Genomic DNA, 19532 nt, shown 5'->3' with positions numbered 1-19532 from the left:
CTTATCCTTTCAATCCGATCTCGAATTTGGCTTTGGTCGCATGGACGAGGTAGACGCCTTCGTCAATCCATTCAACGGAACAGCCTTGGGTGGACGTCATTTTCTTGTCCGTTCGCAGCACGAAGAACATCTCTGTGCTGAAGTTGTTCATGTACCCGGTGATCTTATCTTCGCTGTGCTCCAGGTAGACCCTGGTCTGGAGATAATCAGTGAGCTCGCTTCCTCCCTCTGAAGCCGTCATGCTCCGCATCCAGGGGTATCGCTCATACAGTTTTTTCATCATCGAACGGAATTCCTTGGACAGGATCGGCCAGGTCTTTTCTTTGCTTCTCGCTTTGTCCAAAATGTCATCCGGGTGGACAAAGTGGGAAAACACACCGAGTGACGTCATCGCGTTGGTGATGTACCAATCGTTGATGTCCGTATCGGCATAACCCGATGTAATGCGAGGCATCTCCACGATCCCGTCTCCGGCAACCGAGAACTCCTGAATGTATTCCAGATTGTTTGCCGATTCCGCATACAGCGAGGCGATTATATTCACCTGGGGAAACGTGTTTTTCAACGCTTGACGCCCTTCTTCCGCCATCACATTGGAAGGGGGAACATAGACCTGAATGGCATACTGAGCAAAAATGCGTTTGATGTAAGTATCCAGCTCTTGTAAGGATTGGGTCATGCTCGCTTCACTTGGCCATGCCCGATAGCCCAGCTCGTCTACTCGCGCCTGATCCGTGACAAGCGACTGGTGATTGTAGCCGTGAATGCCGAGCTCTCCACCCAGCTTCAGCAAATCCCGTCCATACGTGATCAAGTTGGTTTTATCCGAACCTTCCAGATCTGTAAAAGGCGGCTCTACCCGATCGTTGTACGTTTGGATCAAGGCTCCGGTATAGGTGACATCGTAGTCCGCTGCCAGTCTGATCATTTCCGGCCACCAGATGTCGTGGTAGAAATCGGGGATATCCTTTTTGTACGCTCGGTAAATATCCGGGTCGTAGCCTTGACGAAAGGGGGATGGAAAGTCGTCGATGTACATGATCTTCATGTTCATGATCGGATACAGGAAGTCAGGATTTAAAACACTGACAGCACCCGCTATCAGCCCCCTGTTCATGGATGACTGCAGGTTGGTTCCGTTGTACACCATGAATTTGCCTTTGCCGTAATCGACGTCCCAAAGCAACGGCACCCGGTCTTCGATCGCGACAGCATACACTTTGCTTCGCTCCTCGAGCTCGACAGGAATTGAGGTGTTGAAAATCAGGTTTTCACTGATTTTGGCCTCCTGACCTTGGATAAGCAGGTTGGACGTCATCTGTATTCCTTTGGTCACCACGGGTCCGCCCATTGCGTTGACACCCAGCTTGCGATAGATCCGGTAAAAGCCGTCGTTGTATTCCGGTGTGCGCGTAAAAAACACGCGGCCACCGTCCTCTGCATAACGCAAGAGAGCATCCAGGTCGGGGAACTTGCTCAGATTCTCTACGGTCACCAGAATCGTCCGATAGGATTCGCTCGGTTTCGTCAGCTTGGTGACCTCGATCGTTTCGTACTCCTTTTTCATGTAGTCGAGGACTTGTTTGACGTTCTTCGTGATATCACCGCTTCCGCTATCTTCAGGGTCGGTGACGATCAAAAACTTCTCGCGTGTCAGTCTTGCCAGCTCCTGTGGGCTGATTCCGTTTTGCTTGGGCTCAGCAGCCTTCGCGCTTCTCCCATTTGCCTCATGACTGCTCACCTGCAAAATAAACTGGGAGCGGGTAGCCTCGATGACGATTCCCAGCAGAAGTACGATGGCCAAGATGATGTAAATATTTTTTTTGACGACAATGTCTTTGTTCATTTTTCCCATTCGCCCATCTCTATTGAACTACTTTCGGCTGTCGATCCTGCTGCTGCTTGTTTGAAAGCCAAATCGATTTCCTCGTGCATCGTCGACCCGAGCCTGCTCCAATGGCGAATCAGCATCAAGGTCGAATGAGAAACACGTACAGAGGAGCTCTTCAGTCGCTCCATCTCGGCGGTAAACTCGTCATATTTGCGCAGCGTGTACGAAATCTTCAGGCTCATCACATAAGGCACATCGCTGTCTGGGTGCGCCAGCTGGAATTTGTCGCAGTATTCCCGGGCCTTTTCATAGGCTTTGTTCGTCAGTTCGCAGTTGATCTTGTCCACGTAGTACGTCTCCTCGTCCGTGTAAACCGCAAGCAGCGATTCCAATACGAACGAATAGGTATAGGTGTACTTCAAATAGGTGCGCTCATCCAGCAGCGAGCTGTTCAAATAGGTCTTGAGTACGTTTGCATAGGCCTTCAGGACGTCGATGTCCTGTTTGTTGGCCTCGTATTTCACGGAAAGATCCTGCAGCTGCAGCTGGAGCTTGCCACGCATTTGGGTCAATGCCGCGGCAGCATAGTGTACCGTCTCGGTATCCTCGTTCTGCAAGGCGATTTCCAGCGTGCGAATTTGCCAAATCGTTTGCTCCTTCAGTGCGTCAATGAGCATTTTTCGCCTTGTACTCGTGTCATTGACCAAAAGGATTTCCTCTGCGGGAACGACATTCATCTCTTTTGCCAAATCTGCCCTGCGGAAAATCCGCGCTTCCTCTCCCAGCATCAACGCCTCGCTCTCCAGCTTGAGTTGATTTTCATTTTGCTCTGCCGTGCGCTTGTAGGCATTTGTCATCACCATCAGGAACAGCCCGGCACCTGGGAGGAACAAGACGACGAGGAACCGTACCAGCATTTCCTGCTGACCCTGGCGCCTGCCGAGGAAGCCGTAGAGCAGCGATACCAAAAGATGAAGCAGGGCCAGATTATACATAGGCGCCATCCTTCAACGTCAGGATCGGGCGGTCTCTCTCTGCCACGATCCATGCGGCAATGCCTTTTCGTTTCAGCCGCTCTACGACGAAAGCCGCTTCCAGCTCGTTCGAATTGGAAAGGATGATGAAAAGCTCCCCAGCCTCGTCGATTCCGATATAATCGGCCTCACGCAAAGAGCCTGCAATCTTCGGCGAAATCGCTTCGTACTCTTCTCCCGCACGATCTACGGAAAGGATCGTGAAATCAGTGTTCAGCCTTTGCTTCGCTTCCCGCTTGCTCTTTACCATCTCGTAGAAATAAGGTGGGCGCAGGATCGCTGTCTCCGCGATGTAGCGGTCTTTGTAGGTCGAATTCATGTGGCGCAGCGAGCGTGACAGCGCTGCCGAAATCAGCTGCACAGCAACCTGAAACAGATTTTGCGTATACAAGGTAAAGTGCTCGAAGCCGAGATGCTGGATCGCTACCATGGCTACCATTTTGCCATTATCCAGGATAGGAGCAGCCAGAATCGGGCGATCCTCGCGCATATGCGCTTCGACATAGATCTTCTGTGTATGCATGAGCGAAGTAAGATAGCTGTGATCAGACACCTTCAGGGAACGGGGAAGGTCAAAGCCCGTCTTGTTCGATTTGGCTACCAGGCGAAGGAAGGTGTTGTTCTGGTTCATGGTGTAAATGGAGATCTCATCTGACTTCATGATCTTTTCCAAAACGTGCACCGCGCTTTGCAGTACACGCTCCGGCTCGAGGCTGTCCAATTCCTTGGTGATGGCATACATTTTTCCAAAGCTGTCCTCGGAGTTGACGATTTGCTGCTGCAGCTCGTCCTTTACTTGGAGGTTGTCATTGTACATTTCCTTCAAAAAGTCGTACTTCTCTTCCACGGCTTGCTTCTCAAATTGGGTAGATACGACTTCCTTGCTCCTTTTGTCCATCGAGTATCCCACGGCAATCCCGATGATAAAGTAGATGGCAATATGGAACAGAACGCTGGCATCGTACAGCAGGGAGACAATTTCCCGTCCGTTGTGCAGACTCTCGCCAATAAACAGACCACAGGAAAGAATGACAGCGAGGATGGACTGCTTGGTGCCGTAAATCGCGCTGATCAGCACAATATAGATCAGCTTCAGGTCAAACATGCCGCTCTGCGTCGTATAAATGGATAATGCCAGTACAACCAGAAAGGCTAGCAGGTTTTCTACATAGGGTCGAATGTCGGCAACGAAGGAAGGCCGAGCTGTATCCGGTTCTGCTGTCCTTGCCCTTTTTTCGTTTTCCCGCTGCAGCCCACCAGCGGCAAACCAGCGTGAAGTTTTCGCCAGGCCCTCTCGCAAGGAATACATCGGTACCCAATCCAGTCTTCGTTTTACCCGTGTATTATCCAGCACAGATACATCGATATCTCCCTTTCTTTTGGGAGAGTGATTGATTCCTTTGAACGTTTTTTCTTCCCCCAGCAGCCCGATCAGCTCGTTAATGCTGCTCTGCTTGTTGGTTGACAGATTCAGAACCCCGCTATAATCCGTTGTTCCTGCCCGATAGATCGCATCCGCTACGTCCTCGACGTAGATGAAATCTCTCGTTTGGCTTCCGTCTCCATGCAGATCGATCTCCTGGTCCGTATACAGGCGTTCCAGAAAGGTAGAGATCACCCCTCCTTCCCCGATTGAGCCCTGCCTTGGGCCATACACATTGGCAAATCGAAAGCAGAGCGTATCTAGACCGTAAAATTCCTTCCACTTGTGGCAGTATTGCTCGCCAATCAGCTTGTTCATCCCGTAAATGGAAATCGGATCGCACTCGTCCGCCTCTGACAAAGGCATATGCTCGTTTCGTCCGTAAACCGCTGCGGATGAGGCAAAGATGAACTTCTCCACGCGATGCTTGCTCGACAATCGAAGCATGTTGACAAGCCCCAGAATGTTGGAGGTCGAATCTAGCAGAGGGTCTTCCATGGATGTTTGGACATTGATTTGTGCCGCCAGGTGAACAACGACATCAAATTTGTTACTGCGAAAAACTTCCTCGCATTTTTTATCCTCTACGGAAAAAAGAAAGGATTTGTGCTTAAAATCGACATTGTGCCGATCCCCTGACGAGAGATTGTCGAGGATGTACACCTGATAGCCCTCTTTGTAAAACCTTTCGGCAACAAACGAGCCGATGAATCCATAACCGCCTGTAACCAATACTTTCATACTCACACCCCAACTCTATTTGAAAGCTGAACGACTCTCGTCTGATTGGTGATCTGCCGTCACCCTTGAAGCTTCTCCCAATACTTTTCGTATGGACAGCTCGACTCGCTCTTTTTGCAATGGCTTGGCTATGAAGTCTTTTGCTCCTGCACGAATCGCCTGGATGACGGTATCGCGATATACGAGAGCCGAGCATATGATGATGTTGGCATTGCGATCCAATTCAATGATTTTGCGTGAGGCCCTAAGTCCGTCCATCCCCGGCATGGAGATGTCCAGCAAGACAATGTCTGGACGATACAGACGGTAATTTCGGACTGCCTCTTCCCCAGAATCCGCTTCCGCAATGACTTCAAATCCTAACGACTCGAACATGTTCCGCAGCATAAGCCGCGCGAAAGCAGCGACGTCGACAATCATAATGCTGTTCATTCCCACATAACGTTCTCCCATCCTACCTAGTAAAGGCAATCACCCATCTACCCTTTTTCCCTTTCATCAATCGGCATCATTCTACAAGAAGCGCCTCAACAATTTCTGAACAATTTGGACTAGGACATTTGGCGCTGTGTTTATTCGAGCTCATCGGATGGGGCGGAGGGCTTTGCATGCCTATTGGGCGATTTAACCAGGCACCATGAATCTGTCCGGGGCATATGAATGAATACGTTTGTTTGTACGTCTACGGGTGACACGTCGGAAATTGTGGGTAACAGTCTCACCTCACACCGATCTAGAAGAGCACAAACCTTGTTAGGTGGGAGGAAGTAGGAATGGATTCATCCCCAAATTCATCCAATCAACCGCAAAAGAAACAGTCATCGAGCTCTTCTGCAAATCGCGCCGAAAAGAAGCAAAACAACAATTCTTCATCGAGCAATGGAAAAAAGAAGAAATCCGCCAATTCTTCTTCAAAGGATGCCAAAAAGAACCAGACCAATAATCAATCCACTCCTCTCCCATGCTTCCCGGGCACCAGCTTGGAGCTTATCGTGGCGAGTCTCCTTTTAACCGGCAAGCTGCGAGTAGACTCTGTTCAATTGTTTAGACAAGCTACGATGATTGTCGGCCTAACGGGAAAATATATTACCCTCGATGACTTGAACAACAATAACAACAGCCATGTAGATAGCATGGTGAATTTTTTGAACGAAAACGGGAATGTAACGGTAGATGAAATCTTCCAGGCGCTCAAAAAGAAAATGAATAGTTGAGCAGGAACCTAAAAAGGGGGAATGTGTCATGAATTCTTTTAATGGAGAGGCTTTTTCGGAATCCATCCTACTTGTCATTCTTCTTGCGATGCTATTTTTCGGCTCCAGAGATATCGCTGGCCTATCTGCTCAGCCTACGAAGTAAGCAAAAAAGCAGTGGCAGTCTTTGGACCTTACCCATTAGTCCGAAGCTACCCCTGCTTTTTCATTTTCGTCTCTTCAAGAAAGCAAACACTACGACTTGAGATAGGCGTACCAAATCTCATCTTCCTCATCGGTCATACTGCCTGTGATGGTCGAAAAATCGATTTTCCGGTCAAAGCGGTCTTTCAGCAAGGCAAATTGCGCAAAGGAGGCGGTGATTTTGCGCAGCGAAGTCGATTTCCCCAGCTCCTCCAGCTTGCCTAGGTTGGGGCAGCCGCTCAGCTCCAGGGAATGCAGACTTTCCAGCATCGCCAAAGCGGAAGCATCTTGGATCGCTGAGTCCTTTAGCTTAACCCTTTGAAGGTTTGGGCAATTGCGCAAAAACTCCAGATTCGATAGCGATACCTCTTCCAGCTCCAGCGTTCGCAAATTCACGAGCTGCCCCAGCACTTCCACCGCCTCTTCGGCTCCAGAAGCCAGCCCGGCTAGTGTCAGCTTCTCGAGTGAGGCAAGCTCGGCCAAACCGCGGAGCTGCTCCCTACCCAGTCCGCTGACCTCCAGCTCCTTCAAGCTCTTTACCTGCTTTAGCGGTGCAAAGTCCTGTACGGCGGTTTCTGAAAGATCAAGGGATCTCAGTTTGGGTACGAAAGCCAACGGGGATAAATCCGTAACCAGTGTTTTGGAGAGATTGAGCTCCTCCAAATAGGGGAGCCCCTGCAACGGACGCAAATCCGAAAGCGGATTTTTGGTCAAATACAGTTGCTTTAGCTGGCGGCAATCGCGCAAAGCTTCAATCGATTCCATCTCGTTTGCCGACAGGATCAGCTCACGGACCTCCCTGCAATGTGCCAAAGGTGTGAGATCCGTGATCCCCTCACCGATAAAACGGAGCTGCTTTTCTCGCAGAAATACTTCGGGTGAGCCGCTGGCCGACAGGATCCGCTCCTGCCAGCTCTCCTCCAAGCCGTTCAGCCATGCAGACGTATCTTGCAGACCATGGTCCATGCAAATCGGATGAAGCATAGGCAGCTCCAGTTTGCGAATCGCATCGAGAAAATGCACAGAGCCTGGCCCATAGGAAAAGAAGCGGTAGTCTTCTTCCTCATGAACGCTGTAGTTCTTCTCCTTGGCTGCATCGCGGATAAACTGCAGCATATCGCGCAGGCTGAGGGCAACGACATACTTGACCTCTTCGTCACGGCCAAAATTAATGACCTGCCCCATACGTCCCTGCTCATCGGGATCCAGATCGAGGCCAAGATGATTTCCTCCCCAATCTTTACTAATTGGCAGCCAGTAGCGGTTGATATAGCGCTCTTTGATCCAGCCAGCAGGAACAGAGAAATGACCGCCTTCTAATGCATATTCCTGTTCCAGCCCTGCCCAGATTCGCCATTCGGCCATCATATCCGCAAGGGAGAGAAACGGCAGGCCAAAAAACAGCCCGAATCCCCCTTCACGCTCTCCGTTCCAAACCTGATACAGCTCTCTCAAATCCGCAGGCAGGGCAAACCCAAGCTCCGCCTCTGCTTCTTGAAGCTGCTGCTCAGTCGCTGGCGGATGAAACGCTTCTTCCCCTTCACGAAATTCTGATCGCAGCAGCTCTATGATTTCGGTAACGAATTGCTTGATCATGTGCCTTCCTCCTTTGCCAGCCATCGAATTACTAGGATTCGTTCGCTTGATTTTCCTTCACTCCAGCCGCTGCCTCTACGAGATGCTTGAGCATGTCTGCCTTCTCACCTTTTGCTTTGGCTGCCGCCGACTTCAGCTTTGCCAGACCGCCCCATACGATGTAGACCAGATGCTCCACCTGATACGATTCGCACAGACGAATGCTGTCCAGCAGAGCCGCTAGATTTGCTTCCTCTTCCACCTGCTCCTTGATCTTGAGCTTCATGGAATCTGTCCCGTGCAGCAAACAAATCGTCAGGGTAGGAATCGTTCTGGCATTCACCCCGTGCTTTTCGACAAACGCTGCCGTAAAGAAGTTTTGTACGGACTGATGCTCTTCATCTACCTGCTTCATGTAGTGCTCGACCAAAGGAAAATAGCGCTCATCCGCCAGTCCCAGCCCAAATACAGCATAGGTACCTGGCATGCAGTTCTTTTCTCCTTCTGTATCTGCATACCATTCATACTCACAAATCGCCTCGCGGGCATACTCCTCCAGCAATGGATGCAGGCTCGGGTAGGCCAGTGCGTTGGCAAAAAAGCGATGGGTAGCCGACTTCGCCAGACCTTTGATCGGCAAAAGCTGTTTCTCCTTGGATTTCAGCTTGATCTGATAGCTTTTGGGAAAGCCTGCCCGGAGCAGCTGGCACAAAAAACGAATCGCCTGTGCATAGCACTCTTCCCCTTCCTGCTTCACCGCTATCGTCACTGTTGCAAATACGTCGTTTGCCTTGCACTCGACAACCTCGTTTGCCATTTGCGTATACTCACGAGCGATGCTTCCGCTGCCTTCCAGCATAATCCGCGCTGCGTGCTCGCTACCCAGCTCTTTTGCCCTCTCCAAAAACTCACTACCAGTATCTCTCGCGTAGGAGGGCTCGTATTTGAGAATCGCCACCGCCGTATAAAGAAAAAGCTCCATTTCTCCCGGGTCGATGCTCCCCAGGTGCTGCTCAGCTTTTTTCGTGTAGACCTTTTGCCCCCATTGCAGCTCCTTTCTATCAAAGTGCTGCAGGAGCCAATCCTGCTCAGCCCAATCCCGCAGAGCATGCACGATCGTATGGCGATGCTCCGTCAGCTGCGGCTGATTTCCTTTATTCAGATCCAGAATCTGCTCAAAGACGGAAATGATTTTGCTCGTATCAAGCTTTGGAAATAGGTCTCGATCTACAAGATGCCTTGCCAAGAAAAACGTCTCCAGTGGATCAGTTGGTGCCTCCTTTTCTTCGAGCAGTTGCAGATAGTCGGCTACCCGTTCAAGCAGCTGCTCTTTTTTGGCTGGGTCAACCTGCTTTAAAATCAGCACGTTGATTTTCCCGTTTTCCGTTTGAAACTTTCCCCAAAACGAAAAGCTGTAGTCAATCAGCGCTGCCTGCGGGAGGTTGTCCAGCTTCTCTTGCATAAAGGAGGCAAGCTTTGGCACGACGATTCCTCTGATCGACTCTTCCGGAATGCTCCCCGTAGATGGATGGTAGCTGCCGCGAGCATCCCATTCAAAGTCGAGATCATCCAGATACGCGTCCCCTATCATTGCCCTCTCATCCGCATACTCCAAAACGACAGAGTCATGTATGCCAACCTGCAGCGAAGTGCGATTTACGATAGACGCTGCATCCTTTTCTCCAATGCTCAGCCACCACTTCTCTATCGCTTTTTCCATTTCGTTCATCTGCGTTTCCAGATAGGTATCGATCACCGTGTTTCCTCCTCGGACCGCTTTTCTCTGTATTTCATTCATGCAAAACAAGAACATTCATTCTCCTTTTCCCGTTTTCTATTATAGTCGATTTGCGAGTCTCTTCCAGCAAAAAACTTGTAAATATATCCAAATACCTATTCGACCAGCTGCCCACACAAAAAAAGGCCAGCCTCTTTGTACGAGAGGACTGACCTTTTGTCTTGCATGTACCTAGATGCGGAAAGCACCCCCGCCAGACAGTTGCTGTTCGGCAAAGCTTACCAGGCGCTTCGTAATTTCTCCACCAACTGAGCCATTCTGACGAGAAGAAGTGTCTGGGCCGAGAATGACCCCGAATTCTGCTGCGATTTCATACTTCATTTGATCAAGGGCTTGCGATGCTTGCGGGACCAGCTTTTGATTTGAATTGCCACTTCCACTTAACATGATGTATTTCCCTCCAATCGGTGTTGTGGGCTTATTATGCGCTAGTGGCAGTGGCAATATTTACGCCGAATACAGATCCCTTAACTTACCAATTTCAGAGCCAATCATTTACAAATGGAGCGCGCAAATTGTCAATCATTTGCTGCTGCTTGCTGGCAATACTGCTGCGAATCGTGTCCTTGTATGAAATCGCGTATTTGGCGCGAGACAGGATTCGTTGCGCCAGATCTTGTTCATCTGTAGTGACGGCAAGTTCGGCCACGTCCAAGGAATGGGTAAAGTCCACGCATTTAAAACGGTACGCCAAGCATACAAAGGGAATCCCGCAGGCTGCGCTGAGCACATTGGCGTGCAGCTTGAAGTTGATAGTCGCCTCCCATGTTTGGATACGCCGCATCATCTCTGTATGATCGTGAACGACCAGATCAAACGTCGTCTGTTCAGGACGTGCGATCTTTTGGTAGAGCCGCTTGTTCGCGTTCCCATCCGGCCCCCACATGGTGTACAGATACAAATCGTACCCTTCCTCGATTAATTTGCGACCTGCGTACGCCAGGGCATCCTCTACCACTGTTTCGTTTTTTCCGTAGATCCGATTGTAGGAGGTTCCCCAGTTGATGCCGATGACAGGTCGATCCTGCCCGGAGCTGGGCGGACTTGGCGGCAGTAGCAGCATTCCCGGGTCACCACTAATATGGAGGTGCCCCCCTACACCAGATGCCTGCAAATATTGGTAGGTCAGCGGTCCGCGTACGCCAAGGAAAGAAGCGTGCTGTCCGATTTCCCGCAGCATCTCGCGCATGCGAGCACTTTCCCCCATCTGCGCATGGACGAATCTCCCTGCAGCATCCAAGCGAGCAGGCTCTTGCGTATCGTAGCCACTGCCCCATATCAGCAGCCGTTTCTTTTGCTGTACGGCCCGGTACGCCACATCGACATACCCGGGCACAAGCAGCGACCCGCCACCGATGACGACGGTATCGTACGGACTCAGATCCTGGAGATCAACACCGGGCAAGGAAGGGACGATCTGCACCTTTTGTGGATCGAGCAGCTCATGTGCCAGCTGCTCAAACACTTTCCACATAAGCTCGTCACCCAGGTTGTTAAAACCAATCCACCCGACGTACAACACTTTTCTCATCGAACCGCTCACCCTCTCTCTCCTTTTCTGACCCGTTCATACAGCGCTAAAATTTCTTCTCCTTTTTGTTGGATAGGAAACACGGATGATACCCACGCTCTTCCCATCCCTCCGATCTGCTTCAGCTCTTCTCGATTCCCCAGCGCTTCTTGCAACGCTTTGGAAACAAGATGCGGGGATGGCTTTTCTATCGAATCGTGATCGCCGAAATAATAGTCCCACGCCAGCTCATACAGCTTGGGTGTAACGAGTCCCACATAGCCATGATTGCCTATGGCGAGCACTGGCTTGCCGCAGGCCATCGCCTCCAGCGCCACTCGTCCCGTGCCAATCACCAGATCGCTGCTCTCGTAATAAGGCAAAACGTCCGTTTGTTCCCCTGCGAGATGGATGTAGACCTCGCCGCGCATTTTATTCAAATTTCTCGCCAGCTCTTTCACGTGATGGACTTGTGCTCCTGTCCCTACAACCACGATGTGAACCTTGTTCCATTCGGCTGGCCACGTTTTGGTCGAACGCAGTACCATGTTGCACACCGAAGCTTTTTGCCAGGCCAATCTGCTCACATAGGTCACGACAGTCGCATCTTCCGGGACATTTGGCAAAAAGGTTCCGCGAGCACGAGCACTTGCTTGTGGATGAAACCTTTCCAGATCGACACCGTTGGAAATGACCGTCGATGTAATTCCTTTGGCAAGCCAATAGCGTTGGACCGGTTTGCTTACACTGATTATGGCGTCACATAATTGAGCAAGCTCGATGGCTTCCTCGTTCGGATAATACGTCCCGTGCATGGTGAAGACGACGGGAATCCCCAGTTCATTGGCGGCATTTGCGGCGAGGATTCCCGAGGGCGTCTGATGCACGTGTACGATAGAGATTTGCTCCTGCTCCATGACCTTCCGGTAGGCTTGCTGCAGCACTGTTTTTCTCTCCGTCAGCGGCTGTAGGTCCGACGCCACCAGATGAACTTGGTAACCCGCACGGATAAACTCCTGATGGAACGGACCGTCGGCTCCCGCATAATGCAAGCGTACTCCTTTTTCTACAAACGGTTTGCCGAGACTTTGGGCGTACGTTTCCGTTCCACCTGTTCCCATACTGTCCAGAACCATCAATACACGGCTGCTCATCCTTTGCTCTCCTTTCTCCGATAGTACTTGGTCGACCGTTGATGGGCATGAAGCCGGTAGTAATAGAGCGCCTCCGGAAGATTCTCGATATTCGCTCGGGCATTCAAGCTTTTGGCGATAAATTCGTAATCCTCTGCCCCTTTGATCCGTCGCGTAGGTCCGCCGATCTGATCAAACAAACGCCCGCGAAACAGGATCGTTCCATGGCAAACGCAATGCCCTCCCGCCCCGTACACCTTTCGGATGTCGTCGCCATACTTGATCCAGGTGGACAGCTCCCTTTTGTTCGGGGTTTCTGACGGGAACGCATAATAATTGGTCCCCACCAGCTCGACTTCCGGCTGCTCCTGTAAAAACGTAACCTGTCGCTCCAAGCGCAAAGGGTGGGAGTAATCATCCGAATCCTGAACGGCGATATATTCTCCTTTTGCCAAATAGAACCCCATGTTGATGGCACCTGCAAAACCGATGTTGCGCGGCAATTGGTGAATCACGACCTGATGATCCCGGAGCGACGCTTCATTCCTCTGCAGCCACTCGTAAACGATGGCAACAGAATCATCTGTGGAAGCATCGTCGATGAAGATCATTTCCCACTTTTGATAGGTCTGCGAAAGAATGCTGTTCAGGCACTCTATCACGAAGTCGCCACGGTTATAATTCGTGATGACTACGCTCACCAGCCCGCTTTCACGCTCTGTTTCCATATTTTCACACCACTTTCTGCTAATAGTTGAAAAGCCTCGATATGATCCCCCAAAATCTGTTGAAAGGCCAAAGACCTCCCGGAGGCGGCGAGGTTTTTGGCCGGGCGAATCCGATTGCGGACAAAGCTGTCTACTTCGTGCACCAGCCTTATGTCTAAACCGGCTAAGGCTGCCGCTGCCTGTGCTTTCGGTGGACAGGTCAACAACTGCCAGCCGATCGGAGCAAACGACTCGCGGCGCAAGGCAAACGGGACGACCAGCATGGAGCCCGGCCCCAGCCCTTTGCGATTGATCGCTGCATTCAACGCTTGCCTGGCTGTCAGTACGCCATCCCGCGATGGGACACCTGAAAGGAACCGCCGTTGATCATTGAGGGCAACCTCGACATGATGCTGGCAAGCACGCACAAACGGATACAAATCCATGGCCGGGATAACGAAATCTGCATCCACGAACAACAAAATGTCTCCTCGGGCGAGACTGGCTCCCACTGCTCGACCCGTATCTACACCCAAGGGCTCTGCTATTTCTACGGTCGTGACACCATGCTCCCGCGCGATTCTTGCCGTCTGATCACAGGATCCATTCACGACCACAATGATTTCAGCCGGTGCGAGCTGCAGCACTTCCCGCAGGACATTCCCGATCGTCCGCTCTTCGTTGCACGCTGGGATAATGACGGAAAGCCGATCTTCCCCGTAGTGCTTCGTCGATCGCAAGGGCCATTTTCCCCATTGCTTTACTTGGTGAAGCGGTGTCCGTCCCCTCTGCTGTGCGAACTGCTCAGCCACTTCTCTTTTTCTTTGCCCATCCTCGAGCCCTCCTCGGATGGGCAGACAGGAAAACGCAGCTACCTGTTCCTCGATGACGGCCTGCTCCCAAATGGACAGCTCTGACAGGCATGCCCCCAGCAGCTCCGGCTGGAAGGGCACCCACTCCTGTAGAGGCTCCATAGGCATTGTTCGTATGAGAATCCCGCTCGAAAGCAGCTTGCGAAAAGCTTGTGCTGGATGGGCCAGCTCTTCTGCCGGGATCTTGCTCAAGACTTTTTTGGTAAAGGCATGCGGCGTATCTACCAGGCTCGCTTCCCGCCATTCCGGATGACCGTACCCTTCATTGAGCAGCTGACTGATACCTCGGACGAGCTCTGTCCGTTGCCTGCCGCGCTCTCTGACGACTTCCTCGGAAAGCATCAAGTCGACTTGCTGATAGTGAAGGGGACAGAGAAATCGCTGCAAGCTGGATACGGGGTAAAATCGGTCCTCACCCAGAAACAGCAGAATGTCCCCCCTCGCCTGGGCAGCTCCGATGGCTCTTGCCGAAAAAGGACTCGCTAAATGATCGACTCCGTGCACGCTGCAACCTGCGACTATAGAGTCGGGAAGCTCGCCAAGCAAATTCGCAGCCGAGACCAGGATGATTTCCAGAGGGGCCAGTTTCAGACTGGCCTCCATCTGTCGCTGTACATGCTGGCTCGAATACGTAGCGGTAAGGATGACAGACAGTGTTTTCTCCTCGCCTGTCAGCCTGCGCGTACCCATTTCTCAGACCAGCCTCACATACGTGATACGATCCAGTTGAAAGACCACATTTTGTGCGTTTCCGTACCCGGATGCACCGGAAGTCAATACGGTCGCGGTGCTGTCTGTCACTCGAATCAATACCCCAGTGGTCACCTGTATGCCTGTAACAACTTCTACCGTTTCGCCCAAGAGCGATTGCAATTTATCTTGAAAATCCATTTGAATTTCCTCCTTTACACCGATTGCACAAAATTGATCTGCGTAAACGATAGGATGACAACCGAGCCGCCAGCCTCCAAAAGCTGAACGTAATCGGCACCAACCGCTTGAAGAACACCTGCGATGCTGCCTGCTTCTGTTCCGATTTCAACATCCTGATTCAAGTAACGGAGCAAAACCTGACGAATTTCCGGTTCCACCGGACAAGACCGTCGATTTTCCTCCGCTGGTTTCGGGCCATCATTGTTCCACACGAGCTTTTTTAAGCCCTCAAAAAATTCTTTCAGCTCTTTCTCATTGACGCTGAGCCACATGCTTGTCACTCTCCTTCTCTAAATCCTATCCTCGTGGATGATCCCACTCGTACAAGGTATACAAGCAGCGCCAAAATGGTTATGGGTCACTAGCGTATTTTCAAGAGATTAGTTCATTTCATGCAGCCCTTCTGTCCCGAAAACGAAAAAAACCCGGCCATTGCCGAGCTATAGGAAGTCCAATTTTCTGTTTTTGATCGGGGGCATTCTATGATTCGTTCGAACGGCTGTGGAAAAACAAGAGTCAATCGCACAGAACGTAGATGAAAGAAATGTGAAGCTCACATGATAACTTTTACATATTCTTCATAGAATTGCCCGATCAGAACGGCTATCGCCTCATAATTCTCCTCCTGCTCCGTCCTTCATCCACGCCTGTCCTGCTTCCGTCAAACGATATTGCCCGCGTCCAACCGGATTCTTTTCGACCCACCCCTTTTTGATCAGCGCTTTGAGAGGCGAATTGACGTACAGGGAGTCAAAGCGGCGTGCCTTCTCCACATTCCCGCCTGGCAGCATCCCTGCAATCACAGTTGGTGTTCTCCATTCCTTTGCCGATAACGCTAGCAGCACATTTACCTGCTTTTCGGGCAGCATTCGCAAAGCTTTCTTCTTCGCCATTTCAGGGCCTTCCTGGGGGCGGGCACGAAAATAGAGCTTGCCGCCCTCTTTTTTCCGCTCGCACCAAGCCGCTTCGAATTGCCAAAGAGCTTTTGCCAAGGATGCCCGCGGACTGGCGTAGTGAGTCTCACAATGATCGAGTATGTCTTTGAGTGTTCTCCACTCGTTTTCCTTGGTCAAGTAATGCCGGACCTGCTTCATCGTTATCCGATAGGGAGTGATGTACCCGCCTCCGCTCTGCCCTCCCTTTACTTCTACCGTTCGATGATGCTCTGTCAACGCCTCTTTGAGGTCAGGCAGCGTCCGGCGTGCAAGCTTTGGCATATGAGCGGGCCAGACGCTCCCGAACTTGCTGATCGTGAGCACCCCAATCCCGTAATCTCGCAAAACCATCGATACAAATTTCTTATACGACTTTGGCTGATAGGGAATGGCTATCCAAATATAATGGGCAAAGCCGCGCCACCGCAGCGCCTGCTCGATTAAATCCAAGGTGAGAGACTGCTTCATTTCCACGACGCCTACCAGCTGCCCGTTCGTCACGACGATATCCGCTCGCCCGCCGAGATGCTTGCATTCGACCTCCGGGTACGCCGTAAATCCTCTCTCTCCCATCCATGCCTTGATCGGCTCGTACATGTCCTCTTCTCTCATGGGCTCTCCTTTGTCGTTGCCGTTCTTTTTTCTTCACTTTATCATGCTCGGGCTCGCTTGCCCAAGCGTTTCCAACTCCGACTTTCCCTTGGGAGCTGTTTTTCGTACAATGAATGAAGTGGTCATCCATAACGTTTTGGAAAGGGAGGGAATAGCAGTGGCAGAGAAAAAAGAACCATTGGTCCCTGAACTCGAGGATCTTGTGTATAAATTCACGGAGCTGCTGACAGGAGAAGCGACACCAGAGCGTGTGGAAATGGTAAAGATCTGGTGCTTGTATACGCACATGAGCAAGGCGATGCCTCCCCTCATTCAGCACTGGGCGAGCGAGCCCGAGCATTTCGAAGCACGCAACCAGATCCGCGAGATCATCGAGCAAATCAAACAGTGGAATCAGACGAAAAATCAAAAGCATTGATAGACGAAAAAAGGACTGCAGCATATGGCAGTCCTTTTTCCTTGATCAAGAGCTGACGGCTAGCAAGGGAACCCGTCCAGCTTGTCGCCTGCTTTAAAAACCGAGCCGCTTTTTCAGCTCTTTGACCACGTTTCGGCTGACCGGAATCTCCGTGCGTCGACAGTCCTGCATGATTAAATGGATGGACCCTTTGAACCAGGGGACGAGCTCAGCCGTCTTGGAAAGATTGACGATATACGCCCGATGCGTGCGAAAAAACTGCTTGGGTGACAAACGGCTCTCCAGCTCCTGCAAGGTAAATGATGTCGCGTACTGCTCGTTCCCCGTATAAATACTGGCATAGCGTCCTTCCAAGGTCGCGTACACGATGTCGTTCGGATCGATCAGCATGATTTTCCCCTGCTTCTCTACCGGTACGCGCCGGGGCTGCTGGTCAGCCAGCACATTTTGTAAAATCGTTTGCAGCTGTTCCTCCAGCTGGGGAGCAGTCGCCACAGGAGCCTCATTCGCACGAAGCATCTTTCGCACGCGATTCATCGTCTTCTCCAGCCGAAGCTCGCTAAAGGGCTTCACGATGTAGTCGATCGCATCGGTTTCAAACGCGCGTACGGCATGAATCTCATAGGCACTGGCAAAGATGATGACCGGCGGATTGACCATCGATTCCAAGAGCTCCTGTCCTACGTCCACGCCATCCCGATCCTGCAGATGAATATCTAAAAAAACAGCATCGGGCTCAATCTGCAGGACAGAATCGATCGCCTCTTCCCCGCTGCTCGCTTCTCCGATGACAGAAACCTCAGGAAATTGCTCCAGCAGGTATCGAAGCTCTGAGCGAGCGGGTGCTTCATCATCCACGATGAACACTTTTAGCACTGGCATTCACCCCTACTGGTAAAGTAATCACGCAAACCGTTCCTTCGCCGGGTGCACTCTCGATGACGATTCCATAAGGCTGTCCGTAAATAGACTGCAGTCTGCCCTTGACATTGGACAACCCGATCCCGGACAGTCGGCGCTTCCCATCCTTTTGAATGTGCGGCTGGACAAAAGGGTCTGCCCCCATACCTACACCGTCGTCTGCAACCGTCAGCTCCAGCGTATGGCTGTCGGTCCTGCGTGCTTTGATCTTGACCGTTCCCCCATCTCGCTTAGGCAACAAGCCGTGCTTGACAGCGTTTTCAACCAAGGGCTGCAGGATGAGCCCCGGGACAATAAAGCCTTCTACCCCCGCTTCGATGTCATACTCGACGCGCAGCTTCTCCCCGAACCGGGCCCGTTCAATGGCTAAATACGCTTCGATGTGCTCGAATTCCTCTGCCAAGCTGACAAATCCCCCGGAGTCATGCAGGTTTCTGCGAAAGTACTCTCCCAGATGGATCAGCAGCTCACGCGCCTGCTCCGGGCGGAAGCGAATGAAGGAAACGATCGTATTTAAGGCATTGAACAAAAAATGCGGATTGATCTGGGCATGCAGCGCTTTGATTTCGGCGTCAGCGAGCAAGCGGGACTGCTTTTCCAGCTCAGCCAGCTCCAGCTGCGTAGAAATCAGGTTTCCCAAGCCTCGCACAAGCTCCAAATCGACCGCAGATAGCTTGCGGGAGCGGTCCTGGTACAGCTTCAGGACCCCGGCCACCTCTCTTCGGCGCATCAACGGTACGAGAATGGCGTACCGCAGCGGACAATTGGCTTCCTTGCAGCCGATTTCCTGTTTGCTATGGGCAATCATGACTTCCTTTGTATCCAGCACCTCTTGGGTGGCCTTTGTGGAAATGCCCTCTCCCACCACGTGATGGGAAGAGCCAGCGCCGACATGGGCGAGCACCGTCTCCCGGTCTGTAATCGCCACCGCAGCTACGCGAGTCGTACGCAAAATCTCTTCGGCTACCTTTTTCGCGGACTCAAATGTCAGTCCTTCCCGCAAGTACGAAAGCGTCTTGTCTGCTACTTGCATCGTACGCTGTGCCTGCAGAGCGCCGATGCGATCCTCTTCTTTTTTTACCAGATCGATAATAATAACGAGAATGGCGATCCCCAGCGAGTTGACGACTGACATCGGAATGCTGATAATCTGGATCAAGGATAAGGCAGCCTCGTAGGGACGAGCCACTAACAGGATGATCCCCATCTGCATCCACTCCGCAAGAAACCCCACGATCATGGCCGTTGTCCAGCCGATCTCCTGCTGACGATTGCGGCGGAATTGATAGATCAAGCCCGCAATCAAGCCTTCACTGATTGTAGAAATGGCACAAGCCAAGTCCGTAAAGCCCCCGAGAGAGTAACGATGCATGCCAGCAATCAGGCCAGTCATAAGCCCTACCCATGGCCCAGCCAGCAGGCCCGCCACAACCGTACCGATGACGCGGGAATTGGCGATCGCATCCTGATACCAAATGCCGTTATAGGTTCCGAGTATGGAAATGGCGGAGAAGATCATCACCATGACGGCTTTTTCTTTCCAGGTCGCCTGCTGATTCAAAATACTTCGAAAAGCACGGACGCGAGTAAACAGCAAAGCAGCAACGATGAGAACGGCCGTCCGCTCAGCTAATGGCATCATCAAGGCCAGGTTCATATGATCAGCTCCTATCCAACTGTGCGCTTGCCAAA

General features: G+C 51.5%; 18 protein-coding genes. 2 read left to right on the top strand and 16 right to left on the bottom strand.

Annotated elements, in window-relative coordinates:
- Position 1: 1 nt before the first annotated feature.
- From EDM59_RS24270 to EDM59_RS24255, 4 genes are read right to left on the bottom strand one after another with little or no spacing between them, the layout of a single operon-like run.
- Positions 2-1846, bottom strand: a complete 1845-nt coding sequence (locus EDM59_RS24270; RefSeq protein ID WP_122926244.1) for a DUF2194 domain-containing protein — start codon at positions 1844-1846, stop codon at positions 2-4.
- Complete coding sequence (locus EDM59_RS24265) at positions 1843-2826, bottom strand: hypothetical protein (protein WP_122925965.1); 984 nt, start codon at positions 2824-2826, stop codon at positions 1843-1845. Before EDM59_RS24265 ends, EDM59_RS24270 begins: the two co-directional genes overlap by 4 nt.
- A complete protein-coding gene (locus EDM59_RS24260; RefSeq protein ID WP_122925964.1) occupies positions 2819-5029 on the bottom strand; it encodes an NAD-dependent epimerase/dehydratase family protein in 2211 nt (736 codons plus the stop codon). The genes EDM59_RS24265 and EDM59_RS24260 overlap by 8 nt, the downstream gene beginning before the upstream one ends.
- A 15-nt stretch (positions 5030-5044) precedes the next feature.
- Entirely contained in the window at positions 5045-5461 is a 417-nt protein-coding gene (locus tag EDM59_RS24255; RefSeq protein WP_122926243.1) for a response regulator, read from the bottom strand.
- Between the two features lie 341 nt (positions 5462-5802).
- Here EDM59_RS24255 and EDM59_RS24250 point away from each other — a divergent pair, with 341 nt between their 5' ends.
- Positions 5803-6243 (top strand): hypothetical protein, encoded by a 441-nt coding sequence (locus EDM59_RS24250; protein WP_122925963.1) that lies wholly within the window; start codon positions 5803-5805, stop codon positions 6241-6243.
- 234 nt (positions 6244-6477) lie between these two features.
- Here the strand turns inward: EDM59_RS24250 and EDM59_RS24245 are convergent, their stop codons facing one another.
- The 10 genes from EDM59_RS24245 to EDM59_RS24205 all read right to left on the bottom strand — a co-directional run bounded on the left by EDM59_RS24245 (position 6478) and on the right by EDM59_RS24205 (position 16501).
- A complete protein-coding gene (locus tag EDM59_RS24245) occupies positions 6478-8022 on the bottom strand; it encodes an SMI1/KNR4 family protein (RefSeq protein WP_122925962.1) in 1545 nt (514 codons plus the stop codon).
- A 31-nt stretch (positions 8023-8053) separates the two neighbouring features.
- Entirely contained in the window at positions 8054-9757 is a 1704-nt protein-coding gene (locus EDM59_RS24240; RefSeq protein ID WP_342769240.1) for a DUF6138 family protein, read from the bottom strand.
- A gap of 213 nt (positions 9758-9970) precedes the next feature.
- Positions 9971-10186 carry an alpha/beta-type small acid-soluble spore protein gene (locus EDM59_RS24235; RefSeq protein WP_122925961.1) on the bottom strand — a complete coding sequence of 72 codons (216 nt, stop codon included), beginning with the start codon at positions 10184-10186 and terminating at the stop codon, positions 9971-9973.
- Between the two features lie 94 nt (positions 10187-10280).
- On the bottom strand, positions 10281-11330 hold the full coding sequence (locus EDM59_RS31495; protein WP_246011223.1) for a polysaccharide pyruvyl transferase family protein: 1050 nt from the start codon (positions 11328-11330) through the stop codon (positions 10281-10283).
- Positions 11331-11338: 8 nt separating this feature from the next.
- On the bottom strand, positions 11339-12463 hold the full coding sequence (locus tag EDM59_RS31490) for a glycosyltransferase (protein WP_246011222.1): 1125 nt from the start codon (positions 12461-12463) through the stop codon (positions 11339-11341).
- Complete coding sequence (locus tag EDM59_RS24225) at positions 12460-13170, bottom strand: glycosyltransferase family 2 protein (RefSeq protein WP_122925960.1); 711 nt, start codon at positions 13168-13170, stop codon at positions 12460-12462. The genes EDM59_RS31490 and EDM59_RS24225 overlap by 4 nt, the downstream gene beginning before the upstream one ends.
- Positions 13140-14711 carry a glycosyltransferase family 2 protein gene (locus EDM59_RS24220; RefSeq protein WP_122925959.1) on the bottom strand — a complete coding sequence of 524 codons (1572 nt, stop codon included), beginning with the start codon at positions 14709-14711 and terminating at the stop codon, positions 13140-13142. Before EDM59_RS24220 ends, EDM59_RS24225 begins: the two co-directional genes overlap by 31 nt.
- A gap of 3 nt (positions 14712-14714) precedes the next feature.
- A complete protein-coding gene (locus EDM59_RS24215) occupies positions 14715-14912 on the bottom strand; it encodes a hypothetical protein (protein ID WP_122925958.1) in 198 nt (65 codons plus the stop codon).
- Positions 14913-14926: 14 nt separating this feature from the next.
- Complete coding sequence (locus EDM59_RS24210) at positions 14927-15226, bottom strand: DUF2642 domain-containing protein (RefSeq protein ID WP_122925957.1); 300 nt, start codon at positions 15224-15226, stop codon at positions 14927-14929.
- A gap of 339 nt (positions 15227-15565) precedes the next feature.
- Complete coding sequence (locus EDM59_RS24205) at positions 15566-16501, bottom strand: hypothetical protein (RefSeq protein ID WP_122925956.1); 936 nt, start codon at positions 16499-16501, stop codon at positions 15566-15568.
- A gap of 157 nt (positions 16502-16658) precedes the next feature.
- Here EDM59_RS24205 and EDM59_RS24200 point away from each other — a divergent pair, with 157 nt between their 5' ends.
- Positions 16659-16919 (top strand): DUF2573 family protein, encoded by a 261-nt coding sequence (locus tag EDM59_RS24200; protein ID WP_122925955.1) that lies wholly within the window; start codon positions 16659-16661, stop codon positions 16917-16919.
- Between the two features lie 93 nt (positions 16920-17012).
- Here EDM59_RS24200 and EDM59_RS24195 read toward each other — a convergent pair whose 3' ends face one another.
- Complete coding sequence (locus EDM59_RS24195; protein WP_246011221.1) at positions 17013-17801, bottom strand: LytR/AlgR family response regulator transcription factor; 789 nt, start codon at positions 17799-17801, stop codon at positions 17013-17015.
- On the bottom strand, positions 17770-19497 hold the full coding sequence (locus EDM59_RS24190; protein ID WP_122925953.1) for a sensor histidine kinase: 1728 nt from the start codon (positions 19495-19497) through the stop codon (positions 17770-17772). Before EDM59_RS24190 ends, EDM59_RS24195 begins: the two co-directional genes overlap by 32 nt.
- Positions 19498-19532: the final 35 nt, after the last annotated feature.

This window comes from Brevibacillus nitrificans (assembly GCF_003710965.1).
GTDB lineage: Bacteria > Bacillota > Bacilli > Brevibacillales > Brevibacillaceae > Brevibacillus > Brevibacillus centrosporus.
Note: the sequence above shows the minus strand (reverse complement) of the source record. Positions and strands in the feature narration are given on the sequence as shown.

Coding starts and splice junctions, on each gene's coding strand:
- EDM59_RS31495 (WP_246011223.1), bottom strand. CDS start 11,330: ATGAGAAAAGTGTTGTACGTCGGGTGGATTGGTTTTAACAACCTGGGT.
- EDM59_RS24215 (WP_122925958.1), bottom strand. CDS start 14,912: ATGGATTTTCAAGATAAATTGCAATCGCTCTTGGGCGAAACGGTAGAA.
- EDM59_RS24210 (WP_122925957.1), bottom strand. CDS start 15,226: ATGTGGCTCAGCGTCAATGAGAAAGAGCTGAAAGAATTTTTTGAGGGC.
- EDM59_RS24255 (WP_122926243.1), bottom strand. CDS start 5,461: ATGAACAGCATTATGATTGTCGACGTCGCTGCTTTCGCGCGGCTTATG.
- EDM59_RS24190 (WP_122925953.1), bottom strand. CDS start 19,497: ATGAACCTGGCCTTGATGATGCCATTAGCTGAGCGGACGGCCGTTCTC.
- EDM59_RS24245 (WP_122925962.1), bottom strand. CDS start 8,022: ATGATCAAGCAATTCGTTACCGAAATCATAGAGCTGCTGCGATCAGAA.
- EDM59_RS24235 (WP_122925961.1), bottom strand. CDS start 10,186: ATGTTAAGTGGAAGTGGCAATTCAAATCAAAAGCTGGTCCCGCAAGCA.
- EDM59_RS24220 (WP_122925959.1), bottom strand. CDS start 14,711: ATGGGTACGCGCAGGCTGACAGGCGAGGAGAAAACACTGTCTGTCATC.
- EDM59_RS24205 (WP_122925956.1), bottom strand. CDS start 16,501: ATGAGAGAAGAGGACATGTACGAGCCGATCAAGGCATGGATGGGAGAG.
- EDM59_RS24195 (WP_246011221.1), bottom strand. CDS start 17,801: ATGCCAGTGCTAAAAGTGTTCATCGTGGATGATGAAGCACCCGCTCGC.
- EDM59_RS24260 (WP_122925964.1), bottom strand. CDS start 5,029: ATGAAAGTATTGGTTACAGGCGGTTATGGATTCATCGGCTCGTTTGTT.
- EDM59_RS24265 (WP_122925965.1), bottom strand. CDS start 2,826: ATGTATAATCTGGCCCTGCTTCATCTTTTGGTATCGCTGCTCTACGGC.
- EDM59_RS24270 (WP_122926244.1), bottom strand. CDS start 1,846: ATGAACAAAGACATTGTCGTCAAAAAAAATATTTACATCATCTTGGCC.
- EDM59_RS31490 (WP_246011222.1), bottom strand. CDS start 12,463: ATGAGCAGCCGTGTATTGATGGTTCTGGACAGTATGGGAACAGGTGGA.
- EDM59_RS24225 (WP_122925960.1), bottom strand. CDS start 13,170: ATGGAAACAGAGCGTGAAAGCGGGCTGGTGAGCGTAGTCATCACGAAT.
- EDM59_RS24250 (WP_122925963.1), top strand. CDS start 5,803: ATGGATTCATCCCCAAATTCATCCAATCAACCGCAAAAGAAACAGTCA.